Source organism: Paenibacillus sp. VTT E-133291, from assembly GCF_002264395.1.
GTDB lineage: Bacteria > Bacillota > Bacilli > Paenibacillales > Paenibacillaceae > Paenibacillus_AQ > Paenibacillus_AQ nitricinens.
Map to the genome: position 1 here is coordinate 16386 of NZ_NFVA01000057.1, position 22714 is coordinate 39099.

Consider the following 22714-nt stretch of genomic DNA (forward strand, 5'->3'; position numbering starts at 1 on the left):
ACGGTGAAATAACTGTACATGATGCAACTAAATGAGCCGATTATTTCATGAGCGCGAGCCCACAGGTGGCCTAATGAATTTGGTCTTGCGGGTGTCGCGAGTCCGTCGTCCTGCCAGGAGCATGAATCGTGGAGACACAGGGATTATGAGTGTATGTCTAGCTTGGGCTTGCAGGCTGTGTAAGCCCGCCTACTCACAGAGGCAAGAACGTCAACGCGAAGGTGTTATGGGCTTAAGTTTGTGTTTAGGGGGATCGAAAAACCTTTGCAATAAAGGAGGGATTTATTATGTTAGCAAAACGAATCATCCCCTGTCTTGACGTTAAGGACGGACGGGTAGTCAAAGGCGTTAACTTTGTGAATCTGCGTGATGCCGGAGATCCGGTTGAGCTCGCGGCGCTGTATGACCGTGAGGGTGCAGATGAGCTTGTGTTTCTCGATATATCAGCTTCCGTAGAAGGCCGAGCGACCATGATTGACGTTGTGCGGCAGACCGCAGGTGAAATCGCCATTCCTTTTACAGTGGGCGGCGGGATCTCTACACCTGATGATATGAAGCGGATTCTTCGTGCAGGTGCAGACAAAATTGGCATTAATACGGCTGCTATCACAAATCCACAGTTAATTCTGGAAGGTGCACGCCGTTTTGGCTCTCAATGTATTGTGGTAGCCATAGATGCTAAATATAACGAGGCATTTGGTGAATGGGAAGTGTATACACATGGTGGTCGCAAGCCCACTGGCATCCGTGCTCTGACCTGGGCCAAGGAAGCTGAAAAGCTCGGAGCAGGTGAGATTTTACTCACAAGTATGGATGCAGATGGCACGAAAGATGGCTTCGACCTGAAGCTGACCTCAGCAGTAAGCGACTTACTTAGTATTCCTGTGATTGCTTCTGGCGGTGCTGGGAAGAAGGAGCATTTTTACGATGTATTTACGGAAGGGAAAGCCGATGCTGGACTGGCGGCGACCATTTTTCACTATAAAGAGATTGCCATTAACGACTTAAAGGCTGATTTGAAGCAAAAAGGGGTAGAGATCCGATGAATCAAACAGAAAAGAATACATCCATTAGCCAACAAGAAGCGCTGGCCGGCATTCGCTGGAATGAAGCGGGATTGGTGCCTACGGTTGTACAGGATGCCAACACACTTGAAGTTTTGATGGTTGCTTATATGAATTCGGAATCGTTGCAGCTCTCGCTGGAAAGTGGTCAGACCTGGTTCTGGAGCCGCTCACGCAGCGAGCTTTGGCACAAAGGTGGAACCTCCGGCAACACACAAGCGATTACCTCCATAGCCTATGATTGCGATAGTGATACATTGCTCGTGAAGGTTGTTCCTGAAGGACCAGCTTGCCATACTGGAGCTACTTCGTGCTTTTTCCGTGAAATCCCTTTGGATAACCAAACCAAGGAAGCGCAAAAATCGGCTGCAAGTCTTACGGATGGCGAGCGGTTTACCGTTCTTGGCGAGCTAGAGCGCGTGATTGCTGAGCGGGAAGTAGAACGCCCGGAAGGCGCATATACCACTTATTTGTTCGATAAAGGGGTCGATAAGATCCTTAAGAAGGTAGGCGAAGAAGCCTCTGAAACGATTATTGCCGCTAAAAATAAAGACAATGCCGAGCTGCGTCTTGAGGTTAGTGATCTGATCTACCACTTACTAGTTCTGCTACAGGAGCGTAAGCTTCCGCTGGATGAGATCATGGAAGAGCTCAGTACCCGCCACGAGCGCCCACGCCGGGATCAGTACTAGGGGGGACTGAAGGATGCATATCGATTACCACACGCATCATGAGCGCTGCGGTCATGCCGTGGGCAAGCTTGAGGAGTATGTGCAGCGCGGGATTGCGCTTGGACTTGAGCAACTAGGGTTATCGGACCACTTGCCGCTCATTCATGTCGATCCTGCTAGCTATTACCCTGAGATGGCGATGCCAATGGCTGAACTGCCTCGTTATGTAGAGGAATGTCTGAGTCTGAAGGAACGTTATCGTGGAGCTATAGATCTGCGGGTGGGGCTGGAAGCGGATTATATTGAAGGCTACGAAGATCAAATTCGTGAGATTTTATCTCCTTACCCATGGGATTATCTGATTGGCTCTGTGCATTTTCTTGGGGAATGGGATATTACGGATTATCGACAGGTTCATGGCTGGGAAGGTAAGGATGAACTAGAGGTATATCGTCTTTATTATGATGCTGTAAAGAAGTCGGCGTTATCGGGATTATATGATATTATAGGACATATGGATGTTATTAAACGGTTCGGCTATGGTCCACAGACACCAGAAGGTAAAGCAGAAGTGAGAGCATTGGAACTGGAAACCTTAAAGGTTATAGCAGATAGCGGAGTCGCCATGGAGCTAAATGCTTCAGGACTTTCCAAGCCGTGTGCTGAAATGTTCCCAGCGGAACATCTGCTACAGGAGGCTTTTAAGCTCGGTATACCTCTTACGCTCGGCTCGGATGCACATGACCCTGCTAAGCTTGGTGACGGCTTACAAGAGGCTCGTAGCCTGCTTTGGCACACAGGATTTCGTGAACTGGCTGTATTTGAGGGTCGTCGTCGTACCGCTGTTCCGTTCAAACTATAATTTATAATCCGCAGGAGGGTATTATGCATCATCAACAATTACGTATTTTTTCCGGTTCGTCGAATCCAAAGCTGGCGGCAGATATTGCAGAGCGACTTGGTGTTGAATTGGGGCAGATTAAGCTGACCCGTTTCATGAGCGGCGAGATTTACGTGCATTACGAAGAGAGCATCCGGAACTGCGACGTATTTTTGGTGCAATCCCTATCCCATCCCATTAATGAGATGTTCGTGGAGCTGCTCGTGATGATAGATGCTGCTAAACGGGCATCGGCACGTACAGTTAACATTATTGTGCCGTATTATGGATATGCTCGACAGGAACGTAAGTCTGCACCTCGTGAACCGATTTCGGCTAAGATGGTAGCTGATGTACTTACGACCGCCGGCGCAACCCGTGTAATCACTATCGATTTGCATGCAGCGGCAATTCAAGGATTTTTCAACATTCCGGTCGATCATCTGACTGCTCTCGATTTGATCAGCAGCCATTTGAAGGCCAAGGCTATGTCTGATTTGGTCATTGTCTCTCCAGATGCCGGACGTGCCTCTATGGCTGAGAAGCTGGCGAATAAGCTGGATTCACCTTTTGCCATTATGATCAAGAAGCGTCCAGCCCATAATGAATCTGTAATCACTCATGTCATTGGTGATGTAGAGGGACGTACACCGATTATTATCGAGGACCTGATTGATACAGGGACTACCATTGTGAATGTGGTAGAGGGTCTGAAAGAGAGAGGTGCGAAGGACAGTATCGTCTGTGCAACGCATGGATTGTTCTCAGGGCCTGCGCTGCAGCGGCTTGACCATCCCTCAATTGAGGAAGTGGTCATTACCGACTCTATCGCGCTGCCAGATGATCATTCAAGTCGGTTTAAGGTCTTATCGGTTGCACCGATGCTTGCTCAAGCTACACGTATTATTCTTGAGGGCGGTTCGATTGATAAGCTTTTCAGAGACGCGGGAATTTAATTCCCCGTCTTTTTTATTTTTATTTGAAAAAGTTGTTGTATGTGGAGTGGTAGAGTCTTTCTCAACTTGAGAATCTCACCGTCACATGTGGTATACTGTGTGAAGATAGCCGCACCCATATAGGGAACGGAATAGCGATTAAGTTTGGAGCTCCGGTATACCCCATTGGGCGCCGTCCTCCTATTTTTTCGTTAGTATAAAAGGAAGCTTCTTATAAGGGGGTGCCTTGCTTCCATGATGGAGAGAACTTCAGAGTATGAGGAGAATGGTAATGTTATTCCCGTCACTCTGAATGCCAATTTTTTCTTTGAAAGAGCCGTTCGGTCCTTGGATCGCTTTCAATATGATAAGGCATTAAAGAATTTTCGCAAAGCTGTAGAGTACGAACCGGAGAACCCGGTAAATCATTGCAACGTAGCAGGTGTATTATCAGAAATGGGTAATTATGAGGCGTCAAACGATATTTTGACCCATGTGCTGGAGAATATTGATCCTGGAATGACGGAATGTTATTTCTATATGGCTAACAACTTCGCCAATATGGAAAGCTATGAGGAGGCAGAACGCTCACTCGTTACTTATCTCGAAGAAGATGTGAACGGTGAGTTTCTGGCCGAATCGGAAGAGTTGATGGAACTTCTGCAATATGAACTGGATCGTCCTGCACCGCTTATCCGGATTAGAAGCCGGGAAGGAGTAATAGAGCATGAGCGGGCCCGGGCGCTGTTGGAAGAAGGCAAGTTTACTCAAGCCGTTACTTTGCTTGAAGAGATTGTAAGCAATACGCCAGACTTCTTGGCGGCGCATAACAACCTAGCCCTTGCGTATTTCTATATGGGTCGTTTTACCAAAGCCAAAGAATGTATTATGCGGGTGCTTGAACAGGACTCTGGCAATTTGCACGCACTTTGTAACTTGGCGATCTTTCTGCAGTATGAAGGTGACCGCGGGCAACTGGCAGGATTATTACGTCAGCTAGAGACGACTATTCCTTTTCACCAGGAGCATTTGTTCAAAATGGCCACTACGATGGGAATTCTTGGACGGCATAGAACCGCCTATGGTCATTTTCGTCGCCTGCTGAAGGATGAGGAAGTCGGCGGTGACGCCAGCTTGTACCATTACTGTGCGGCAGCAGCAAGTAATAGTGGACTGTACACAGAAGCTCAACGCTGCTGGCAAAAAGCTACTAAGCTGGATCCGGAATCGGCTGTGCCGAGATTTTTTCTGGCCCAGCTGCAGCAAGCACAGGGAGAAGGCAAAGCGTTATCTCCAATCAGCTACAACTATCAGCTTCCATTTCAAGAGCAGCTGAAGCTGTGGAAAGATAATAAAGGCAGCTTTGCCGAAGAGGTGCGGAACAATCCGCTGCTTCGTTCCTCCTTCTTCTGGGCGATTCGCTACGGAGATGCCAATACGAAGCTTCAGGTGACGGAAGCTCTGCGCTGGATCGAAGATGAAGAAATGTCCGAGATTCTGCAAGGACTTCTGAAGCAACAGCCATTGCAGGAAGAAAAGCTGCAAGAAGCTGCGCTTCTCAGCCTGCAACGACTGATTGGTAGTGTTCCGGAGGAAAATGTACTTCAGGAAGCCAAAGAAACTTCTACTGCACGTCTGAAGGGATTGCCAGAATGGAGAGATGATTGGCAAAAAGTCATCGACCAGACGGTAAGTATGATGGACCGGAGATTTGATGCCGTTCAGAAAAAAGACGCTGAATTACTCTGGAAGCAATTCGTGAGCAGCATCTATCCAGATGTTCCTTTTATCCGTCACGCGGGGGGCTGGAGTGCTGCCTTAGAATATCTGATCGCAAAAATGCATAACCTTCCAGTTACCTATCGTGAAGTAGCTCTGCGTTACGATGTTTCTGTGTCGATGGTCAGTCGTTATGCTCGGCGTATCGATGATGAATGTAGCTTTCAGGGAAGTGTGAGCGACAGTCTTCCCCCGTTTACTGAAAATATCTAAATTCTTGACGCTTAAACCCTATTGTGAGGAGGCCACTGTTATGTACAAAACGATTGTAATCGGAACAGGCCCGGCCGGGCTTACTGCTGCTATTTATCTGGCACGTGCCAACCTTAACCCACTTGTAATTGAAGGCTTGCAGCCAGGTGGACAACTGACAACGACAACGGAAGTAGAGAACTTTCCAGGTTTTCCTGAAGGGATTCTCGGTCCGGATTTAATGGACAACATGCGGAAGCAGGCTGAACGTTTTGGTGCTGAATTTAAGAATGGTTGGGTGGATTCAGTGGATTTTTCACAGCGTCCATTCAAAGTGACAGTAGATGGTTTGGGTGTATTAGAGGCAGAGTCGGTAATTATTTCTACCGGTGCTTCTGCCAGATATTTAGGAATACCAGGGGAGCAGGAGAATGTGGGCCGTGGGGTCAGCACTTGTGCTACTTGTGACGGCTTCTTTTTCCGGAACAAAAAGATTATCGTGGTCGGTGGAGGAGACTCCGCGATGGAGGAAGCCAGCTTCTTAACAAGATTTGCTTCCAGCGTAACTCTGGTTCATCGTCGTGATGAGCTCAGAGCTTCGAAGATCATGCAGGATCGCGCACGCGATAACAGTAAGGTTGCGTGGGCACTTAACCGTACACCGCTTGAAGTAACAACCGGCGAGTCTGGCGTTAAAGGGCTGACGGTTCGCAACAATGAGACAGGGCAGGAAGAACTCATCGAAGCGGATGGGGTGTTTGTCGCGATCGGACATACGCCGAATACCGGGTTCTTAGGCGGCCAGATTACTACGGATACCAATGGCTACATTGTGGTCACCCCTGGAACGACAGAAACGAACATTCCGGGTGTATTCGCTTGTGGTGACGTGCAGGATACCCGTTACCGTCAAGCGATTTCTGCAGCAGGCACCGGCTGCATGGCAGCAATGGATGCTGAGAAATACTTAGAGGGTTCGATGGTGCATGATTGGAGCGAAAATCTGGGTAGTTAATTTCCCGCTAACTTAAATTGGAATGACTTCTAGCAGGCGATCCTTATCTTACAGGATTGCCTGTTTTTTTATGATAGGAAATAGCGGTATTAAAATAACTGTAACAATGTCCTTCGAAAAAGACTTGCGCATTTTATAAATAAGTTTACAATGTAGATAAATGTTAACGTGAACAATTTTCAACACAACGCTAAGCAAAACATTTATTTTAGATTTAATTAATATTCAATGAATAGTTCAAACATCAAAATGTTTACGTTAAACTGATTGTGACTCCCATTATGATTATAAAGGAGAGCAGAAAAACTCATGAGCAGAAAATTTATGGATGAGAACTTCTTATTGTCCAGTGAGACTGCGATTCAGCTGTTTCATAACTATGCGAAAGACATGCCGATTATCGACTATCACTGCCATCTCAGTCCGAAAGAGATTTATGAGAACAAGACGTTTAACAATATTACCGAGGCTTGGCTGTATGGTGACCATTACAAATGGAGAGTGATGCGGGCAAATGGTGTAGAAGAGAAGTACATTACCGGTGATGGTAGTGACTACGATAAATTTCTGGCCTGGGCAAGAACTGTTCCAAGGATAATCGGTAATCCGCTCTATCATTGGACACATCTGGAGTTACAGCGTTTCTTTGGAGTATATGATTTGCTAAATGAGGTTAATGCTCCGAAGATTTGGGACGAAGTGAACAAGCAACTGCAAGGCGAGGGCTTTGGAGCAAGAGACTTGATCATTAAATCGAAGGTGACCGTTGTATGCACCACCGATGACCCTGTAGATGATCTAGAATATCACGAGAAAATCAGTACTCTAAGTGGATTCGAAGCTAGCATAGTTCCGGGATTCAGACCAGATAAATCACTCGAAATCAACCGTCCTACCTTCAAGGCTTGGGTGGATCAGCTTAGTGAAGTTTCGGGAATAGCGGTTGAGCATTATGGACAGTTTCTTGAAGCGCTGGAGAGCAGGGTGAGATACTTCCATGCTAGAGCGGGCCGTGTATCCGATCATGCTTTGGATGCAGTAATGTTTGAGCCAGCTACCTTGGAGGAAGCTACAGAAATATTCGCCAAAGCAATTCGTGAAGGCACTGTAAGCGAGAGTGAAGAGAAAAAGTACAAAGGGTTCACACTTATATTCCTCGGGAAATTATATAGCGAACTGGATTGGGCGATGCAATTCCATATCCATGCGCTTCGTAATAATAACAGCGTAATGTTCGGGCGTCTCGGTCCGGATACAGGCTATGATGCCATCAATGATGGCATGATTGCTAAACCACTGGCAGGACTGCTTGATGCGCTGGATCGTGAGAACGCACTGCCTAAGACGATTTTGTATTCATTGAATCCGAATGATAATCATGTCATTGCGGGTTTAATGGGCTGCTTCCAAGGGGGAGGTATACCTGGGAAAATTCAATTCGGAACGGCATGGTGGTTCAATGACAATAAGGATGGCATGCTGGAACAGATGAAGACGCTCGCTAATCTAGGGGTACTCAGCCAATTTGTCGGAATGTTAACAGACTCCAGAAGCTTTTTATCGTATACCAGACATGAGTACTTTAGAAGAATTCTATGTGATCTTGTAGGTTCTTGGGTAGAGGCTGGAGAAGTCCCGGATGATATGGAACTGCTGGGCGGTATGATTGAGAACATCTGTTACAATAATGCGGATCAATATTTCAATTTCTCGAAACAGGCATTGGTGACAAGGTAATCGTTATGATATCCTTACATGGAAGAGCCAAACCCGTTTGATAAGGAAGGTTGACCCATGGCACCTACAATCAAGGATATCGCCAAATTGGCGAATGTTTCACATACAACTGTATCAAGAGCACTTAACAACAGTCCACTCATTAAAGAGGTCACACGTAAAAAAATTGCTGAGATTGCCGCGCAAGTGGGTTACGTCCCCAATTACAATGCTAAAAGCCTTGTAATGCAGCGATCATATACCATTGGCTTGTTCTTCACGAGTATTGCCAAGGGCACAACATCCGGTTTCTTCTCTGACACGATCCGTGGTGTGAACAGCGTTATAGATGTTGAATATAATTTGTTCATACGTGGGATCGACGATTATGCAGAGTACTCCTCCATTCATCACAAACGTTTTGACGGAATTATTCTAATGAGCCAAAGTGAAGCAGACAATAAATTTATTTACCATGTGATCCAGCAAGGCATTCCAATCGTTGTGTTGAATCGACAGATCGATGATCGCTCCATTATTAACATCATCTCGAATGACCGGGAAGGCGCTTATCATGCAGGTAAATACCTGATAGAATCCGGCCATCAAGACATTGCGATTATTGAAGGCGTCGAAGGCTTTAAATCCACACAGGAGCGCAGAGATGGTTTTATAAAAGCATTGATAGATTATAACATTCCTGTGCGTAATGACTACATGATCAGTGGTAAGTATGATTTGCAAAGTGGATATGAGGCGATGGGTCAGCTGCTGGATCTGGAAAAAGCGCCGACGGCAGTATTTTGCTCTAATGACGATATGGCGATCGGAGCTATGAAATCTGTGTTTGAACATGGGCTGCAGGTGCCGAATGATGTCTCTATTGTTGGTTTTGATGATATTGGCTTTTCGCTCTTTGCCAATCCTTCGTTGACCACAGTTAAGCGTCCGATTGAGAAAATCAGCGAGCAAGGTGCCCGTAAGCTACTAAGCTTAATCAAAGAGCCATTGGAGAATGAAGGGCTAATCTCGATCGACACGGAGTTTATTGCGAGAGAATCGGTTAAGAACCTGCAAAGATAGTAATGATGCACATACCAGCGACGTAATCCTTTACAATTTGTGAGGGGTTTTCAATTAAAATTTTCACGTGTGCATATTATTTAACATAACATAATATAAATATTGTTTTATATGGTAATTTAACTTTGTTTATCGTGTGCATTATAAATTAGGAGGCATTTGTATGAACAGATTAAATAGTGATAGTTGGAAAGCTTATAAGCAATATCCCGAGAAGGTTCTGCAATTTGGTGAAGGGAATTTCATGCGCGCTTTTGTAGATTGGCATATTCATACCATGAATCAAAAAACGGATTTTAATGGCGGAGTAGTTGTGGTACAACCGCTGGGCAACGGACTTGCAGAAATGCTAAATGCTCAGGATGGGTTGTATACTCTTTATCTCCAAGGGCTCAAAGATGGGGCAGCGGTAAAAGAACATGAGGTTATCAACTGTATTACGCGAACGCTTAATCCTTTTGCCCAGCATGAGGAGTATATGAAGCTTGCCGAGAATCCAGAGCTGCGCTTTATCGTGTCTAATACCACGGAGGCGGGAATTGCTTTTGAAGGGGACGACAAATTAACGGATGCTCCGCAAAGCAGTTTTCCAGGCAAACTGACGGCCTTATTGTATAAACGTTTCGAATTTTTTAATGGGGATGCTTCCAAAGGTTTTATTATCATTCCGTGTGAGCTGATTGACCGAAATGGGGATGAGCTTAAGAAGGTTATTTTGAAATATGCTGAACTGTGGAATCTTGGAGACGGCTTTATTGAATGGCTGAATGAAGCCAATACCTTCTGCTGCAGTCTGGTAGACCGCATTGTTCCCGGATATCCAAGAGACAGCATCGCTGAGATTACTGAAGAACTGGGGTATGAGGATAAGATGGTTGTTGTCGGCGAGCAGTTCCATCTTTGGGTAATTGAAGGGCCGCAGTGGATGAAAGAGGAGTTCCCGGCTGAACTAGCAGGTCTTAATGTGCTCGTGGTAGATGATATGACCCCTTACCGGACTCGTAAAGTGAGAATTCTAAACGGAGCGCATACCGCGATGACACCCGTAGCGTATTTGTACGGAATTGATACGGTGGCCGAGGCGATTGAGCACGAAGAGGTTGGGGCGTACGTGAAGTCCTTGATCTATGATGAGATCATCCCGACGCTGGATCTGCCGGTAGAGGAATTGAATTCTTTTGCAGACGCGGTATTAGAAAGGTTCCTGAACCCTTATGTGCAGCATTACTTGATGAGCATCTCCCTTAATTCTATCTCGAAATTTAAGACAAGAGATCTGCCTTCTTTATTGCAATATGTAGAGTCCAAAGGACAATTGCCCGAGAAGCTTGTCTTCTCATTGAGTGCATTAATTGCCTTCTATAAAGGACGTAGAGGGGAAGAAGAGATTCAGCTGGCGGACGATGCAGATATTGTGGAATGGTTCGCCTCCTTGTGGGGAGGGTGGGATGGCACAGATACTGGGTTACGCGCACTGGCTGTCGAGGTATTAGCGGCGACAAATCGCTGGGGCTGTGACCTGAACGAAGTGGCCGGACTTACGGATAAGGTGACAGAAGGGCTCATTGCGATTGAGAGAACAGGTATGAAGCAAGCGCTGCAAGCGTACGTGAAGAGACCTGCGCACAACTAATACACAGGAGGTGGATGACGACATGATTAAGACTATGAAAGAGGTACTGCAGATTAACGAGGCTGATAACGTGGCAGTTGCACTTAAAGACTATCAAGCAGGCGACACCATTGTGATAGGTTCAAAAGAGATTAAAATTACGGAAGATATTGCTAGAGGTCATAAAATTGCACTAACCAGCATTAGCGAAGGTGAGTATGTATTGAAGTATGGCTATCCCATCGGTCATGCTAAAGCGCCTATCGTGCCGGGCCAGTGGGTGCATACCCATAATACGAAGACAAACCTAACAGGAGTTGAGGAATATACTTTTGAGCAGAAGCTGACACCCAATCCTTTTAAAACAGAAAATTTGACCTTTAAGGGGTATCGTCGTTTTGACGGATCAGTAGGTATTCGTAATGAGCTATGGATCGTCCCTACGGTTGGTTGTGTAAATGGAGTGGCGGAGCAGATCATTAATATTTTCAAGGCAGAGGTTGGGGATATCGCTCCATTTGATAATGTACTCGTGCTTAAACATAACTATGGTTGTTCTCAGCTAGGCGATGACCATGATAATACTCGTACAATACTTGCTAACGCGGTTAAGCATCCAAATGCGGGCGCCGTACTTGTGCTCGGACTAGGTTGTGAGAATAACAATTTGCATATTTTTAAAGACATGCTGGGTAGTTACGATGAGGATCGAGTGCGTTTTCTTGTCTCCCAAGAGGTTGGAAACGAGATTGAAGAAGGCGTAAAGCTGCTGAAGGAACTCTACAATAATGTACAGGGTGATCATCGGGAAGAAGTCTCACTCTCTGAGCTGAAGATTGGTCTGAAGTGTGGAGGCTCGGATGGCCTGTCCGGGATTACTGCGAATCCGCTTCTTGGACGTTTGTCTGACTATATGGCTGCCCAAGGCGGCACAACTGTACTCACTGAAGTACCAGAAATGTTTGGCGCCGAAAAAATTCTGATGGAACGTGCGGCAGACGAAGCTATTTTCCACAAAATTGTTGATCTCATCAATGACTTTAAGCAGTATTTCATGGACTATAAACAGCCGGTATATGAAAATCCTTCACCAGGAAATAAAGCCGGAGGAATTACTACGCTTGAGGATAAATCTCTGGGCTGCACTCAAAAATCCGGTAATTCTACGGTAATGGATGTACTCAAGTACGGAGAGCTTATCACTAACAAAGGCTTAAATCTTCTTAACGCGCCGGGCAATGACCTAGTGGCTTCGTCGGCTCTGGCTGCTGCTGGCTGCCAATTGGTGATCTTTACGACCGGGCGGGGAACGCCTTTTGGAACATTCGTGCCTACGATGAAGGTATCCACCAATACCCCATTATATGAAGGCAAACGTCACTGGATCGATTTTAATGCGGGTGTGTTGGTTGAAGATGGTTCTCCAGATGAGGTTCTGCGTGACTTCATTAACTACATTATCAGCGTGGTTAGTGGGGAATGGGTAAATAATGAGAAAAATAATTTCCGCGAGATTTCCATCTTCAAAACAGGCGTAACGCTATAGTAAATGATTTATAACAAATCAAGCTGTCCCTTATGCTTTTTATGGTAGGGGGCAGTTTTTTATTTTCATACGAATACATAATCCTCTGTTAAAAGAACGACCATCGCTTTCTTCTTAATTAGTGATTGCAATCACAATCGCCCCATACAGCCTGTGCTAATCTGTTATTGAGAATAGTTCTCACAAAAAGGAGAAGAGTTGCATGGAAAAAGTCCTGCGAATGGATGAGTCTATCTTCGACATTGTATCCCGGCATCCAGAGGTCATCGAGATTATGGTGGATCTGGGCTTTAAGGATATCGCCAAGCCGGGCATGCTGCAGACCGCTGGGCGTTTCATGACCTTATCCAAAGGAATCAAGTTGAAGAAAATAGATCTCGACACTGTGAAGTTAGCCTTTGAACGTCATGGCTTCGAGATTGTGAAATAAAGAGCAAATGATAACCAAACTTCATTAAGGAGTGATTAATAATGAGTGAGCTTATAAATAACCGCGAGGTTGATGCACCAGAGCAGACTCGTCGCCAAGCCATGCTTAAGGAAATTATTAAAGAACTGCATGCAGGCAAAAGCGTTGAAGAGGTTAAGGCACGCTTCGAGGAAGCTGTAGGTGATGTTACTGTTGCAGAAATCTCTGCTATGGAGCATTCGTTAATGACCGAAGAAGGGATTCCGGTATCCGAGGTACAGCGGCTTTGTTCGGTGCATACAGCCATTTTCAAAGGTTCTATTGAGGAAATCCACCGCTCCTCGAAGCCTGAAGAACAACCCGGCCACCCAGTCCACACCTTCAAACTAGAAAACCGTGAGATTGAAAGACTTGTGAACTTCCGCATGGATCTGCACGCAACAAAGTTTCAGAAGAACGATAGTGAGGAACTGATCTTCAAGCTGCTGGAGGATCTTAGCTTGCTGCTGGATCTAGATAAGCACTACAGTCGAAAAGAAAATCTGTTGTTCCCATACCTCGAAAAATACGGCATTTATGGACCAACCAAGGTCATGTGGGGAGTGGATGATCATATCCTCCGTATGATTAAAGAAGCAAAAGCAGCGCTCAGCAGCTACAGCGGAAATGCAACAGATATTGGTGCTCAACTTACGGAGATCATCAAGGAAGTTAATGAAATGATTTTTAAGGAAGAAAATATTTTATTGCCTATGTCGCTGGATAAATTGACGGAAGACGAATGGGTCAAAATCGCTCGGGAGAGCGATGAGATCGGATTCTGTCTAACGGCGCCTGAACAGGAGTGGATACCCGAACGTGCCGCAGAGCCGGAAGGTGCAGCATTGCAGGGTGAAGCAGTGGGTGCGGCTCCCCAGGAAGGGTTCATTCGTTTTGAGACAGGGCTGTTATCACTGCATCAGCTCGAAACAGTACTCAATCATCTGCCAGTAGATCTGACATTCATTGATGAGAATGATGTCGTTCGATATTTTTCACACGGGAAGGAACGTATCTTTGCCCGAACTAAGGCAGTTATCGGCCGCACGGTACAGAACTGCCATCCTCCCCAAAGTGTGCATGTGGTAGAGAAGCTTCTGGAGGACTTTAAGGCAGGCATTAAGGACGCTGAAGACTTCTGGATTAACATCAAGGATAAATTCATCTATATCCGTTATTTTGCTGTCCGCGACGATACAGGTCGGTATATGGGCACGCTGGAGTTCACACAGAATATTGCCCCAATTCGTTCACTAGAGGGACAAAAACGCATTTTATCAGAATAGCTGGGTGCTTTGGGTGATTTTCCAGTAATAATATAGGTAGAAGACTCTCTTACTTAGGCGTAAGGGGGTCTTTTTAGAATATAATAGAGTATAGTATTAAAATAAGGAATTCCCGGGTGTGTTGTCTTTCCTTGACCACAGAGGGGGCTTCTATTATAGTTGGTACTTAGGATTAACTATTTTAGTATAAAAAAAGGTGGCTTGTTACATGTCTGAGAATATCTACGTTGGCGTGGATTTGGGTGGAACTGCAATTAAGGTTGGAATCTGCAATGCTGAGGGAACTCTATTGCATACTTATGAGGGACCTACAGGAACTGCAGAAGGTGTCGATACTGTTATCGATAATATCGAGAAGTATGTTCGCCAAATTGTGGAGGATTCCCCGTACTCTTGGGATCAGCTTGCAGGTGTAGGAGCGGGCGTAGCAGGGTTCACAAATATTCGTGAAGGAATCATTATACTTGCGCCTAACATAGGATTTAAAGATGTGCCGATTCGCTCCATTTTGGAAGATCGCTGGAACAAGCCTGTCAAAATAGACAATGATGCGAACGTGGCTGCACTGGGTGAAGCCTGGAGTGGTGCAGGACGCGGGATTGAAAATTGTGTTTGCTATACGCTAGGAACAGGTGTTGGTGGCGGAATTATTATTAACGGAAAGATTTATCAAGGTTTTGCAGGTCTAGCAGGTGAGCTTGGCCATATCACTGTAGTGCCGGATTTGGAAGCCATTCAATGTGGTTGCGGTAATATGGGATGTCTGGAAACCGTTTCCTCCGCTACAGGAATTATTCGTATGGCTAACGATGCAGTAGCTCGTGGTGATCGTACTTCACTCTCAATGGTAGAGAAGATTGCTGCGAAGGAAGTCTTTGATGCGGCTAAGGCTGGCGATGAAGTAGCGATTCGCATAGTAAACCGTGCAGCATACTACCTGGGTAAATCTATGGCTTCTGTTGCAGCCGTGCTTAACCCTGAGGTCTTCATCATTGGTGGTGGTGTGTCTAAGGCTGGAGATATTCTATTTGATGAAGTTCGTCGTGTGTTTGCTAAGCTCGCACCGGCTCCGCTTCAGACTGGTGTTTCGATTATCCCTGCGGAGCTTGGTAATGATGCAGGTATTGTGGGTGCGGCAGGTCTTCTGCTTCGTTCTTAAAAGATAGGGAGTATTCATATACTAATTTAGGGAGGGGACGCTTTAATGACCGAATTGGACAATACTCCAACGGCTGGAGCCACCCTGATCATTATTACCGGAATGTCAGGTGCGGGTAAGACAATTGCTGTTCAGAGTCTGGAAGACCTAGGGTTCTTCTGTGTCGATAATTTGCCGCCGGTGCTGATCCCTAAGTTTGCAGAACTGATTGAGCAGTCGAAGGGTAAGATCGCCAAGGTAGCGCTTGTGATTGACCTGCGCGGTAGGGAATTCTTCACTGCTTTGTCCGAGTCTCTAGCCTATATCAAAGATGAGTCAACCATTGGCTGTGAAATCTTGTTCTTGGATGCTACGGATTCGGTGCTTGTGCAGCGTTACAAGGAAAGCCGGCGTCATCATCCGCTAGCGCCTAAGGGACTTCCGCTTGATGGTATCAAGCTGGAACGTAAGATGCTTGAGGAATTAAAGAATTCAGCCACATTATGTCTGGATACTAGCAGTATGAAACCAGTGCAGCTCAAGGAGAAGATCGTTTCTCGGTTCTCGCATTTAGGAAAAAGTACACTCTCCGTCAACATTACATCGTTCGGATTTAAGTATGGTATTCCTATTGATGCAGACCTCGTATTCGATGTTCGCTTTTTGCCTAACCCACATTATGTGGATCACCTGCGGCCCAAAACAGGTCAGGACAGCGATGTCTATGACTATGTAATGAAGTGGCCTGAAACACAGGTATTCCTGACCAAACTGCTCGATATGCTTCATTTCTTAATTCCGCAATATCGTAGGGAAGGTAAATCCCAGATTATTATCGGCATTGGCTGTACCGGCGGGAAACACCGTTCAGTAGCCATTTCTGAATATTTGGGCAAAATGCTGGGCGTCAGCGAAACGGAATCCGTAGCTGTTAGTCATCGGGATTCCGAGCGTGATCGGCACTAATGAGAGAAGGGGTCCATAGTGGCTGAAGAACAAAGACAGCGTCCACGTATCGTCGTTATGGGCGGTGGCACGGGACTATCTGTCATGCTTCGCGGCTTAAAAGAAAAGCCGCTAGATATTACAGCTATAGTTACCGTAGCAGATGACGGAGGAAGCTCGGGCATTTTGCGTAGTGAACTGCAAATGCCGCCTCCTGGGGACATCCGCAACGTATTAACAGCTATGGCTGATGTAGAGCCGCTCATGGCGGATATTATGAGATATCGTTTTAACACGGGCGAAGGATTGGCGGGCCATAGTCTTGGTAATTTAATTCTTGCCGCGCTTACAGATATATCTGGCGATTTTGTCACAGCTGTTCGTGAGCTTAGCCGATTATTTGCTGTTCGCGGACGGGTATTACCCGCTGCGGGAGATGCCGTAGTATTGCGTGCAGAAATGTCGGACGGCACGATTATCACGGGGGAATCTAAAATACCGGAAGCAGGCGGGATCATTAAACGGGTTTCTTTGGAGCCTGCTGATGTGGAACCGTTGCCTGAAGCGCTTGAAGCGATTCGAAATGCAGATGCAATTCTTTTGGGTCCAGGGAGTCTATATACGAGCATTCTTCCGAACCTACTTGTTCCGAAGCTAGCAGAAGCGGTTGTATCTTCTGATGCAATCAAAATTTTTGTCTGCAATGTAATGACTCAGCCTGGCGAAACGGATAATTATACTGTAAATGACCATCTACAAGCCGTTTATGATCATATTGGAATTCATTTATTTGATTATATTATTGTGAATGACGGTGAAATTCCAGAGCAGGTGCAGTCGAAGTACGCTGAGAAGGGTGCGCGTCCGGTACAGCTCGATAAGGATGTACTAGAAGGCAGTGCATATAAAGTTATAGCGGATAAGCTAGTGTTATTCCGAACTTATTTAAGGCATGATACCGATAAGCTTAGTCATCATATCTATCAGCTTGTGCAAGATTGGATAAACAGAAACCCTAGGGTATAACTTAAAATATAAGAGAGTATAAGTTTACACCTATACTTTATGTTTTATATTTCTCGCTTAAACGCTTACCGTCCTTACAAGGACACCGAAGGCTTTTATGCTTGTATATATGAATGACGTACTTATTTCAGAAAGAGGTGAGACCCTTGTCTTTTGCGGCCCTTACCAAAAAAGAGCTGACGATGGTGGAGAGTGAGCCCTGTTGTGAGAAGGCGGAAATGTCAGCACTTATCCGTATGAATGGATCTGTGCAGCTTTCAAGCAAAAAGGTGATTCTCGACATTTCGACGGAGAACGCCGCGATTGCAAGGCGGGTATATTCTTTGCTTAAGAAATATTACCAGGTCCATATTGAGCTACTCGTGCGTAAAAAAATGCGTTTGAAGAAAAATAACGTGTATATCGTTAGAATCCCCAGCCGCGTACAGGAGATCTTAAATGATCTCAGAATTGTGTCCGAAGGATTTATTTTTACCGACGGTATTGATAAAGAGATTGTTGGGAATAACTGCTGTAAGCGTGCTTATTTGCGGGGTGCTTTTTTGGCGGGCGGATCGGTTAATAATCCGGAGGGTTCCTCTTACCATTTGGAGATTTCCTCGATGTATGAGGAGCACTGTAAAGCGCTAGTTGATCTGGCTGGTGAATTTCACCTAAACGCACGCTGCATTGAACGTAAAAAAGGGTTCATTCTATACATTAAAGAAGGCGAGAAGATTATCGAATTCTTAAGTCTGATCGGGGCGCATCAAGCGTTGTTCAAATTTGAGGATGTAAGAATTATGCGTGATATGCGTAATTCCGTGAATCGGATCGTGAACTGCGAGACCGCGAATCTCAATAAAACGATAAGTGCCGCGGTGCGGCAGATTGAGAATATCAAATTGCTGCAGCGAGAAGTGGGGCTGGAGAGCTTGCCGGATAAACTGCGGGAAGTTGCAGAAATCCGAATGGCACATCCAGATATCAACCTTAAAGAGGTTGGTGAAATGCTGAAAGGTACGGTTAGTAAGTCCGGAGTAAATCATCGACTTCGTAAGATTGATGAACTGGCGGACAAGGTTCGAGGCGGCTAGTCACTTTTTTTCTAGTGTGGTTTACGTTATAATGATATAATAATATAAAATTAATGTGAAATTTTTGGGGAGAACTCAATTAGGGGGTAAGCGTTTCATGACAAAGCACCCGGTAGTTGTTCGGTTGAAGACAGGGCTACACGCTCGACCGGCAGCATTGTTTGTGCAAGAAGCTAACAAGTTTTCGTCGGAGATTTTCGTGGAAAAAGACGATAAAAAAGTAAACGCCAAAAGTATTATGGGTATTATGAGCCTAGCGATCAGTTCCGGCACGGAGATCTATATCAGCGCGGATGGTGCAGACGCCGATCAAGCTGTAAACGCTTTGACGAGTCTCGTCAGCAAAGAAGAGCTTGAGAACCAATAATCTTTTGACATGACTTTTTATTGCATGACTAAAAGCCCCTAGGGGCTTTTTTTAATACCAAAAAATAGATTTAAGATGTGCAACATTTACCAGAATGACTCGTCTAGAGGATAATAACAAATCACAAAAGATGAAAGGGGCTGGCAAATATGAAAGGTTTGGTAAAGAAGATTGGTTCAGTGTTGATTGTAGGGAGTTTGTTAATTGGAGGAATTGGTATGAGTGGTGTCTCCCAGGGTCCTACAAAGGCTTACGCAGATGAAGTGCAGAAAAATGTTGTTAGTGTAGTAGGTAAAGGCGAATTGTCCATCAAGCCGGATATTGTATACTTGTCCATCGGAGTAGATACTACGGCGTCAACTGCGCAAGAAGCGCAAAAAACAAATGCTGCTAAAATCCAAAAGATCACTACCCTACTGAAAGGGACTTGGAAAATTGCAGATAAAGATATTCAAAGCACCCAATTCTATGTGCAACCCAACTATAGTTATAGCGAAAAAGAAGGACAGCAAGTAAAAGGATACAACGCGAATCATACGCTGTTAGTGTCTTATAGAGATCTGACTAAGGTTGGTGAATTGCTTGACGCTGCATCTGCAGCAGGGGCAAACAATCTCGGAAATGCACGTTTTTCTGTGGAAGATACTTCTGCCTTTGAAGCTCAGGTGATTGAAAAGGCGATGGTGAACGCAGATGTTAAGGCAGGAGCTATTGCTAAGGCAGCTAAACGTAGCTTAGGCCAAGTGCTCACGGTTAGTCAAAATGATGGCGATATTACTCCAGTATATTTTGAACAAAATCTAAAAATGGATATGGCTGCAGCAGATGCTGGTGCAAGCACATCCGTTCAACCGGGAGTAGTTAAAGTTACAACACAACTAAGCGTTATGTATGAATTGAAATAGTAGCCTACAAGATGAATACAGAGAGAAGAGGTAAACTTCCGCTTAATAGTGGGGGATGCCTCTTTTTTGTGTAAGCTCTCTGGGATTATGTTTAATTAATTGGAAAGGAGAGGGAAAACAAGATGATGAATATCTCAAAAGAAATCGTGCGCAAATGGGGCATAGGTTTGATGTCGGCGGGGTTATTGCTTGGTGGAGGATTACTGCCTAGTGATACGGGTTATGCAGCGTCTGATCAGGCGAAGAGCAAGGCTAATGCTTCAAGTATAGTATTAAAGGCGAACGGGGTGATTTCGCAGCAGACAGGTATTGTGCAGGAAGGGAAGGTCTGGATCCCAATTACCTTTATGCGTGATGTGCTGGGATTACCTCTCACTTATGATAAAGAAGAAAATGCATACACGATTGGAAAAGGGACGGCTAAAGCCAAGTTAACGGTATCTAGTTTTGGTACTTCTATCTGGGTGAACAACTATTACATTCGGGAATATGAAGGAAAGCTAATAAACAATCGTCTCTATGTTCCATCCGGTCTCTTAAATGATTATTTGGGCTATAAAGTGGATTGGACTCTAGGCTCTAGTAAGCTGAACGTGATGAACAGACCACAGAACGCATTGACAGTAACCACTGAGACCTATGCTAAAGATCGAAAAGAGGCTTTAATCCAGCTTGATTATCCGAAAATTAGTGGACTGAGTCAATCCGCTGCGCAAAAGGCCATGAACGATACCTTGAAAGAAAGTGCCATGAGATTCGCCGCAGGGGCAGAGCAGGATATCTCCAATCGTTCTGGGTCAGAGCCCAAGTATACTTATGATATAGATTATATAGTGACCTACAATCAGAATGGTGTGATTAGTTTGCTGATGTCACAGTATAGCGATACGGGCGGGGCTCATGGCATGACCAACCGGGAGGCGTTTACCTTCTCGATCAAGGATGGCAAACGTCTATTGCTGGGCGATCTTTTTGGTGCTAACCCAAACTACAAAAAAACGTTAAATGCTAAGTTGAACAAGCTGGTAAAAGCGGAGGAAAGTTATTTGGGAGGATTTAACGGATTGAATACGGAAAAGTATTTTTATCTAAAGGATGATCAGGTCGTTCTGTTCTTCCAATTGTATGAATACACAGCTTATGCTGCGGGGTTCCCCGAATACCCCTTTACTTTCAAAGAACTGTTGCCGGAAGGCGGTAGCCCATTTGCTGCTGTAAAATAAATAGAGAATTCGTAACCGCTAGTGCCACTACTGGACATCTCCCCCTTACCATAATCACCTCGAATTCATATGCTAAATGGAGTAACTAGTTTATGAACGGGGGAGAGCTATGAGCTATCAATACACTGCAATTGGCGATTCCTTGACGACTGGATTTGGCGCTCTGCCAGGTAACGGTTTTGTACCGGTGTACCGTAGAATGGCGGAAGGGAGACTGCGTTCTAATGTAGCCTCTACGAATTTGGGCGTGAATGGATTGACTACTTCTGAACTGGAACAGCGGCTACGGGGGAGTGCAATGACTCGCGAAGCCATTCGAGCAGCCGACATTATCACTCTATCCATCGGTGGCAACGATTTAATTCATGCTGCAAAGGCTGCAGCTAGACAACCTGGGAATTTATCTAAAGAACTGGGAAGATCACTGCAGGAATGCAAACAAAATTTCGCTGTCATTATGAGTATTCTCTTCCAATTGAAAGCGGGGGCACGTAGACCTTATATCATTCGAATTGTGGGATTGTATAATCCCTATCCTCAGGTAGTAGGCGCTACAGAGTGGGTGAAGCAGTTTAACCGCTATGCATCGCAGTATAGTAGCCGAGTAGTTGGATTTGCTTCTATTTATGGTGAGTTTGCAGGAAATGAGAGAAGCCTTTTATCGTTGGACCACTTACATCCTAATGGCCGAGGCTATCGTGTGATTGCTGAGAAACTCAATGCGCTTGGTTATGGTGGTTTGAATTAATTGAGATTCATTTGTAATGGTGGTCTGAAAAGCAAAGAGGCTGTGCGCTAACCATCAAGTGGATAGTGCACAGCCTCTTTGTGTTGTTTTATAGCTTACACACCGCTAGGCAGTGTTTTCTCGATGACTTTATCAACGATACCGTAAGCTGCCGCGTCTGCAGCAGTCATGAAGTAATCACGATCTGTATCCTTCTCAATACGTTCCAGGGGTTGACCCGTACGTTCTGCAAGAATGCGATTCAGCTTATCGCGCAATTTGAGGATACGGCGAGCACGGATTTCGATATCCGTTGCTTGACCTTGAGCACCACCCAGAGGTTGGTGAATCATGATCTCACTGTTAGGAAGTGCGAAGCGTTTGCCTTTAGCACCAGCGTTAAGCAGGAAAGCTCCCATGGAAGCTGCCATACCGACACAGATGGTGGAAACGTCTGGCTTAATGTACTGCATTGTATCAAAAATAGCCATACCTGCAGTGATGGAACCACCAGGGCTATTCACATAAAGGTGAATGTCCTTCTCAGGATCTTCGGCAGCCAAGAACAGCATTTGTGCGATGATAGAATTGGCTACCACGTCATTAACCTCCGTTCCAAGGAAAATGATGCGGTCCTTCAGCAGGCGGGAATAGATGTCATAAGCGCGCTCACCGCGGTTGCTCTGTTCTACTACCATAGGAATATAACTCACGTGGAAAACCTCCTTGATATTGGTTCTTCAAATGTATTCATTTTTACTCTTGCCGTATTACCCACATGATAAACAAATTCAAACAAAAAGTCAAAGAAAGTCAAACTTATATTCAAAAAAAAGAGCCGATATGCGGCTCTTTGGTTAAGTAGTAGTATAGGCACTACTAAATTATGTACAAAAGTGAAATTAATGGCGCGCCCGCCAAGAATCGAACTTGGATCTCAGGCTTCGGAGGCCTACGTCATATCCATTGGACCACGGGCGCAACAAAAATGATTATAATATAATTCCTGAGCAATTGCAATGAATTTAATAATACAGAGCAGGACACTATCCTTTTTCTTAAAGGTAGACAAGCTTATAT

At 45.2% G+C, this 22714-nt stretch carries 21 protein-coding genes and 1 tRNA gene; 20 read left to right on the forward strand and 2 right to left on the reverse strand.

Going from position 1 to position 22714, the window contains the following annotated elements:
* Positions 1-287: 287 nt before the first annotated feature.
* From hisF to CA598_RS20725, 20 genes are all read left to right on the forward strand, one after another.
* Positions 288-1046 (forward strand): imidazole glycerol phosphate synthase subunit HisF, encoded by a 759-nt coding sequence (gene hisF / locus CA598_RS20630; protein WP_076299978.1) that lies wholly within the window; start codon positions 288-290, stop codon positions 1044-1046.
* Positions 1043-1756, forward strand: coding sequence for a bifunctional phosphoribosyl-AMP cyclohydrolase/phosphoribosyl-ATP diphosphatase HisIE (gene hisIE / locus CA598_RS20635; protein WP_094877719.1), 714 nt, complete (start codon positions 1043-1045; stop codon positions 1754-1756). The genes hisF and hisIE overlap by 4 nt, the downstream gene beginning before the upstream one ends.
* Before the next feature lie 13 nt (positions 1757-1769).
* Entirely contained in the window at positions 1770-2597 is an 828-nt protein-coding gene (gene hisJ / locus CA598_RS20640; protein ID WP_094877720.1) for a histidinol-phosphatase HisJ, read from the forward strand.
* Between the two features lie 23 nt (positions 2598-2620).
* Positions 2621-3571 carry a ribose-phosphate diphosphokinase gene (locus CA598_RS20645; protein ID WP_094873173.1) on the forward strand — a complete coding sequence of 317 codons (951 nt, stop codon included), beginning with the start codon at positions 2621-2623 and terminating at the stop codon, positions 3569-3571.
* Positions 3572-3805: 234 nt separating this feature from the next.
* Entirely contained in the window at positions 3806-5542 is a 1737-nt protein-coding gene (locus CA598_RS20650) for a tetratricopeptide repeat protein (RefSeq protein ID WP_094877722.1), read from the forward strand.
* A 40-nt stretch (positions 5543-5582) separates the two neighbouring features.
* Positions 5583-6536, forward strand: a complete 954-nt coding sequence (gene trxB, locus CA598_RS20655; protein WP_094873176.1) for a thioredoxin-disulfide reductase — start codon at positions 5583-5585, stop codon at positions 6534-6536.
* A 309-nt stretch (positions 6537-6845) separates the two neighbouring features.
* Positions 6846-8273 (forward strand): glucuronate isomerase, encoded by a 1428-nt coding sequence (gene uxaC / locus CA598_RS20660; protein ID WP_094877723.1) that lies wholly within the window; start codon positions 6846-6848, stop codon positions 8271-8273.
* Positions 8274-8330: 57 nt separating this feature from the next.
* A complete protein-coding gene (locus CA598_RS20665) occupies positions 8331-9335 on the forward strand; it encodes a LacI family DNA-binding transcriptional regulator (RefSeq protein ID WP_094873178.1) in 1005 nt (334 codons plus the stop codon).
* Between the two features lie 163 nt (positions 9336-9498).
* Positions 9499-10968 (forward strand): tagaturonate reductase, encoded by a 1470-nt coding sequence (locus tag CA598_RS20670; protein WP_094877724.1) that lies wholly within the window; start codon positions 9499-9501, stop codon positions 10966-10968.
* Between the two features lie 34 nt (positions 10969-11002).
* Positions 11003-12493 (forward strand): UxaA family hydrolase, encoded by a 1491-nt coding sequence (locus tag CA598_RS20675; RefSeq protein WP_094877732.1) that lies wholly within the window; start codon positions 11003-11005, stop codon positions 12491-12493.
* Between the two features lie 202 nt (positions 12494-12695).
* Complete coding sequence (locus CA598_RS20680; RefSeq protein WP_094877725.1) at positions 12696-12923, forward strand: DUF1858 domain-containing protein; 228 nt, start codon at positions 12696-12698, stop codon at positions 12921-12923.
* Positions 12924-12964: 41 nt separating this feature from the next.
* Positions 12965-14227 carry a DUF438 domain-containing protein gene (locus tag CA598_RS20685; protein WP_094877726.1) on the forward strand — a complete coding sequence of 421 codons (1263 nt, stop codon included), beginning with the start codon at positions 12965-12967 and terminating at the stop codon, positions 14225-14227.
* A 208-nt stretch (positions 14228-14435) separates the two neighbouring features.
* Positions 14436-15386, forward strand: coding sequence for an ROK family glucokinase (locus CA598_RS20690; protein ID WP_042184026.1), 951 nt, complete (start codon positions 14436-14438; stop codon positions 15384-15386).
* A 45-nt stretch (positions 15387-15431) separates the two neighbouring features.
* Positions 15432-16331: an RNase adapter RapZ gene (rapZ, locus tag CA598_RS20695; protein ID WP_042123306.1), complete on the forward strand. Its 900-nt coding sequence runs from the start codon at positions 15432-15434 to the stop codon at positions 16329-16331.
* 57 nt (positions 16332-16388) lie between these two features.
* Positions 16389-17336 carry a gluconeogenesis factor YvcK family protein gene (locus CA598_RS20700; protein ID WP_179085868.1) on the forward strand — a complete coding sequence of 316 codons (948 nt, stop codon included), beginning with the start codon at positions 16389-16391 and terminating at the stop codon, positions 17334-17336.
* A 146-nt stretch (positions 17337-17482) separates the two neighbouring features.
* Positions 17483-18412 carry a DNA-binding protein WhiA gene (gene whiA / locus CA598_RS20705; protein ID WP_042123310.1) on the forward strand — a complete coding sequence of 310 codons (930 nt, stop codon included), beginning with the start codon at positions 17483-17485 and terminating at the stop codon, positions 18410-18412.
* A gap of 97 nt (positions 18413-18509) precedes the next feature.
* Positions 18510-18779 carry an HPr family phosphocarrier protein gene (locus CA598_RS20710; protein ID WP_036687106.1) on the forward strand — a complete coding sequence of 90 codons (270 nt, stop codon included), beginning with the start codon at positions 18510-18512 and terminating at the stop codon, positions 18777-18779.
* A gap of 149 nt (positions 18780-18928) precedes the next feature.
* Positions 18929-19684: an SIMPL domain-containing protein gene (locus CA598_RS20715; protein ID WP_094877727.1), complete on the forward strand. Its 756-nt coding sequence runs from the start codon at positions 18929-18931 to the stop codon at positions 19682-19684.
* Between the two features lie 122 nt (positions 19685-19806).
* A complete protein-coding gene (locus CA598_RS20720) occupies positions 19807-20907 on the forward strand; it encodes a PdaC/SigV domain-containing protein (RefSeq protein WP_094877728.1) in 1101 nt (366 codons plus the stop codon).
* 109 nt (positions 20908-21016) lie between these two features.
* Positions 21017-21655 carry a GDSL-type esterase/lipase family protein gene (locus tag CA598_RS20725; protein WP_094877729.1) on the forward strand — a complete coding sequence of 213 codons (639 nt, stop codon included), beginning with the start codon at positions 21017-21019 and terminating at the stop codon, positions 21653-21655.
* 95 nt (positions 21656-21750) lie between these two features.
* Here CA598_RS20725 and clpP read toward each other — a convergent pair whose 3' ends face one another.
* Both clpP and CA598_RS20735 read right to left on the reverse strand, forming a co-directional pair.
* Entirely contained in the window at positions 21751-22347 is a 597-nt protein-coding gene (clpP, locus tag CA598_RS20730; protein ID WP_042184034.1) for an ATP-dependent Clp endopeptidase proteolytic subunit ClpP, read from the reverse strand.
* A gap of 193 nt (positions 22348-22540) precedes the next feature.
* A tRNA-Arg gene (locus tag CA598_RS20735) sits at positions 22541-22615 on the reverse strand.
* Positions 22616-22714: the final 99 nt, after the last annotated feature.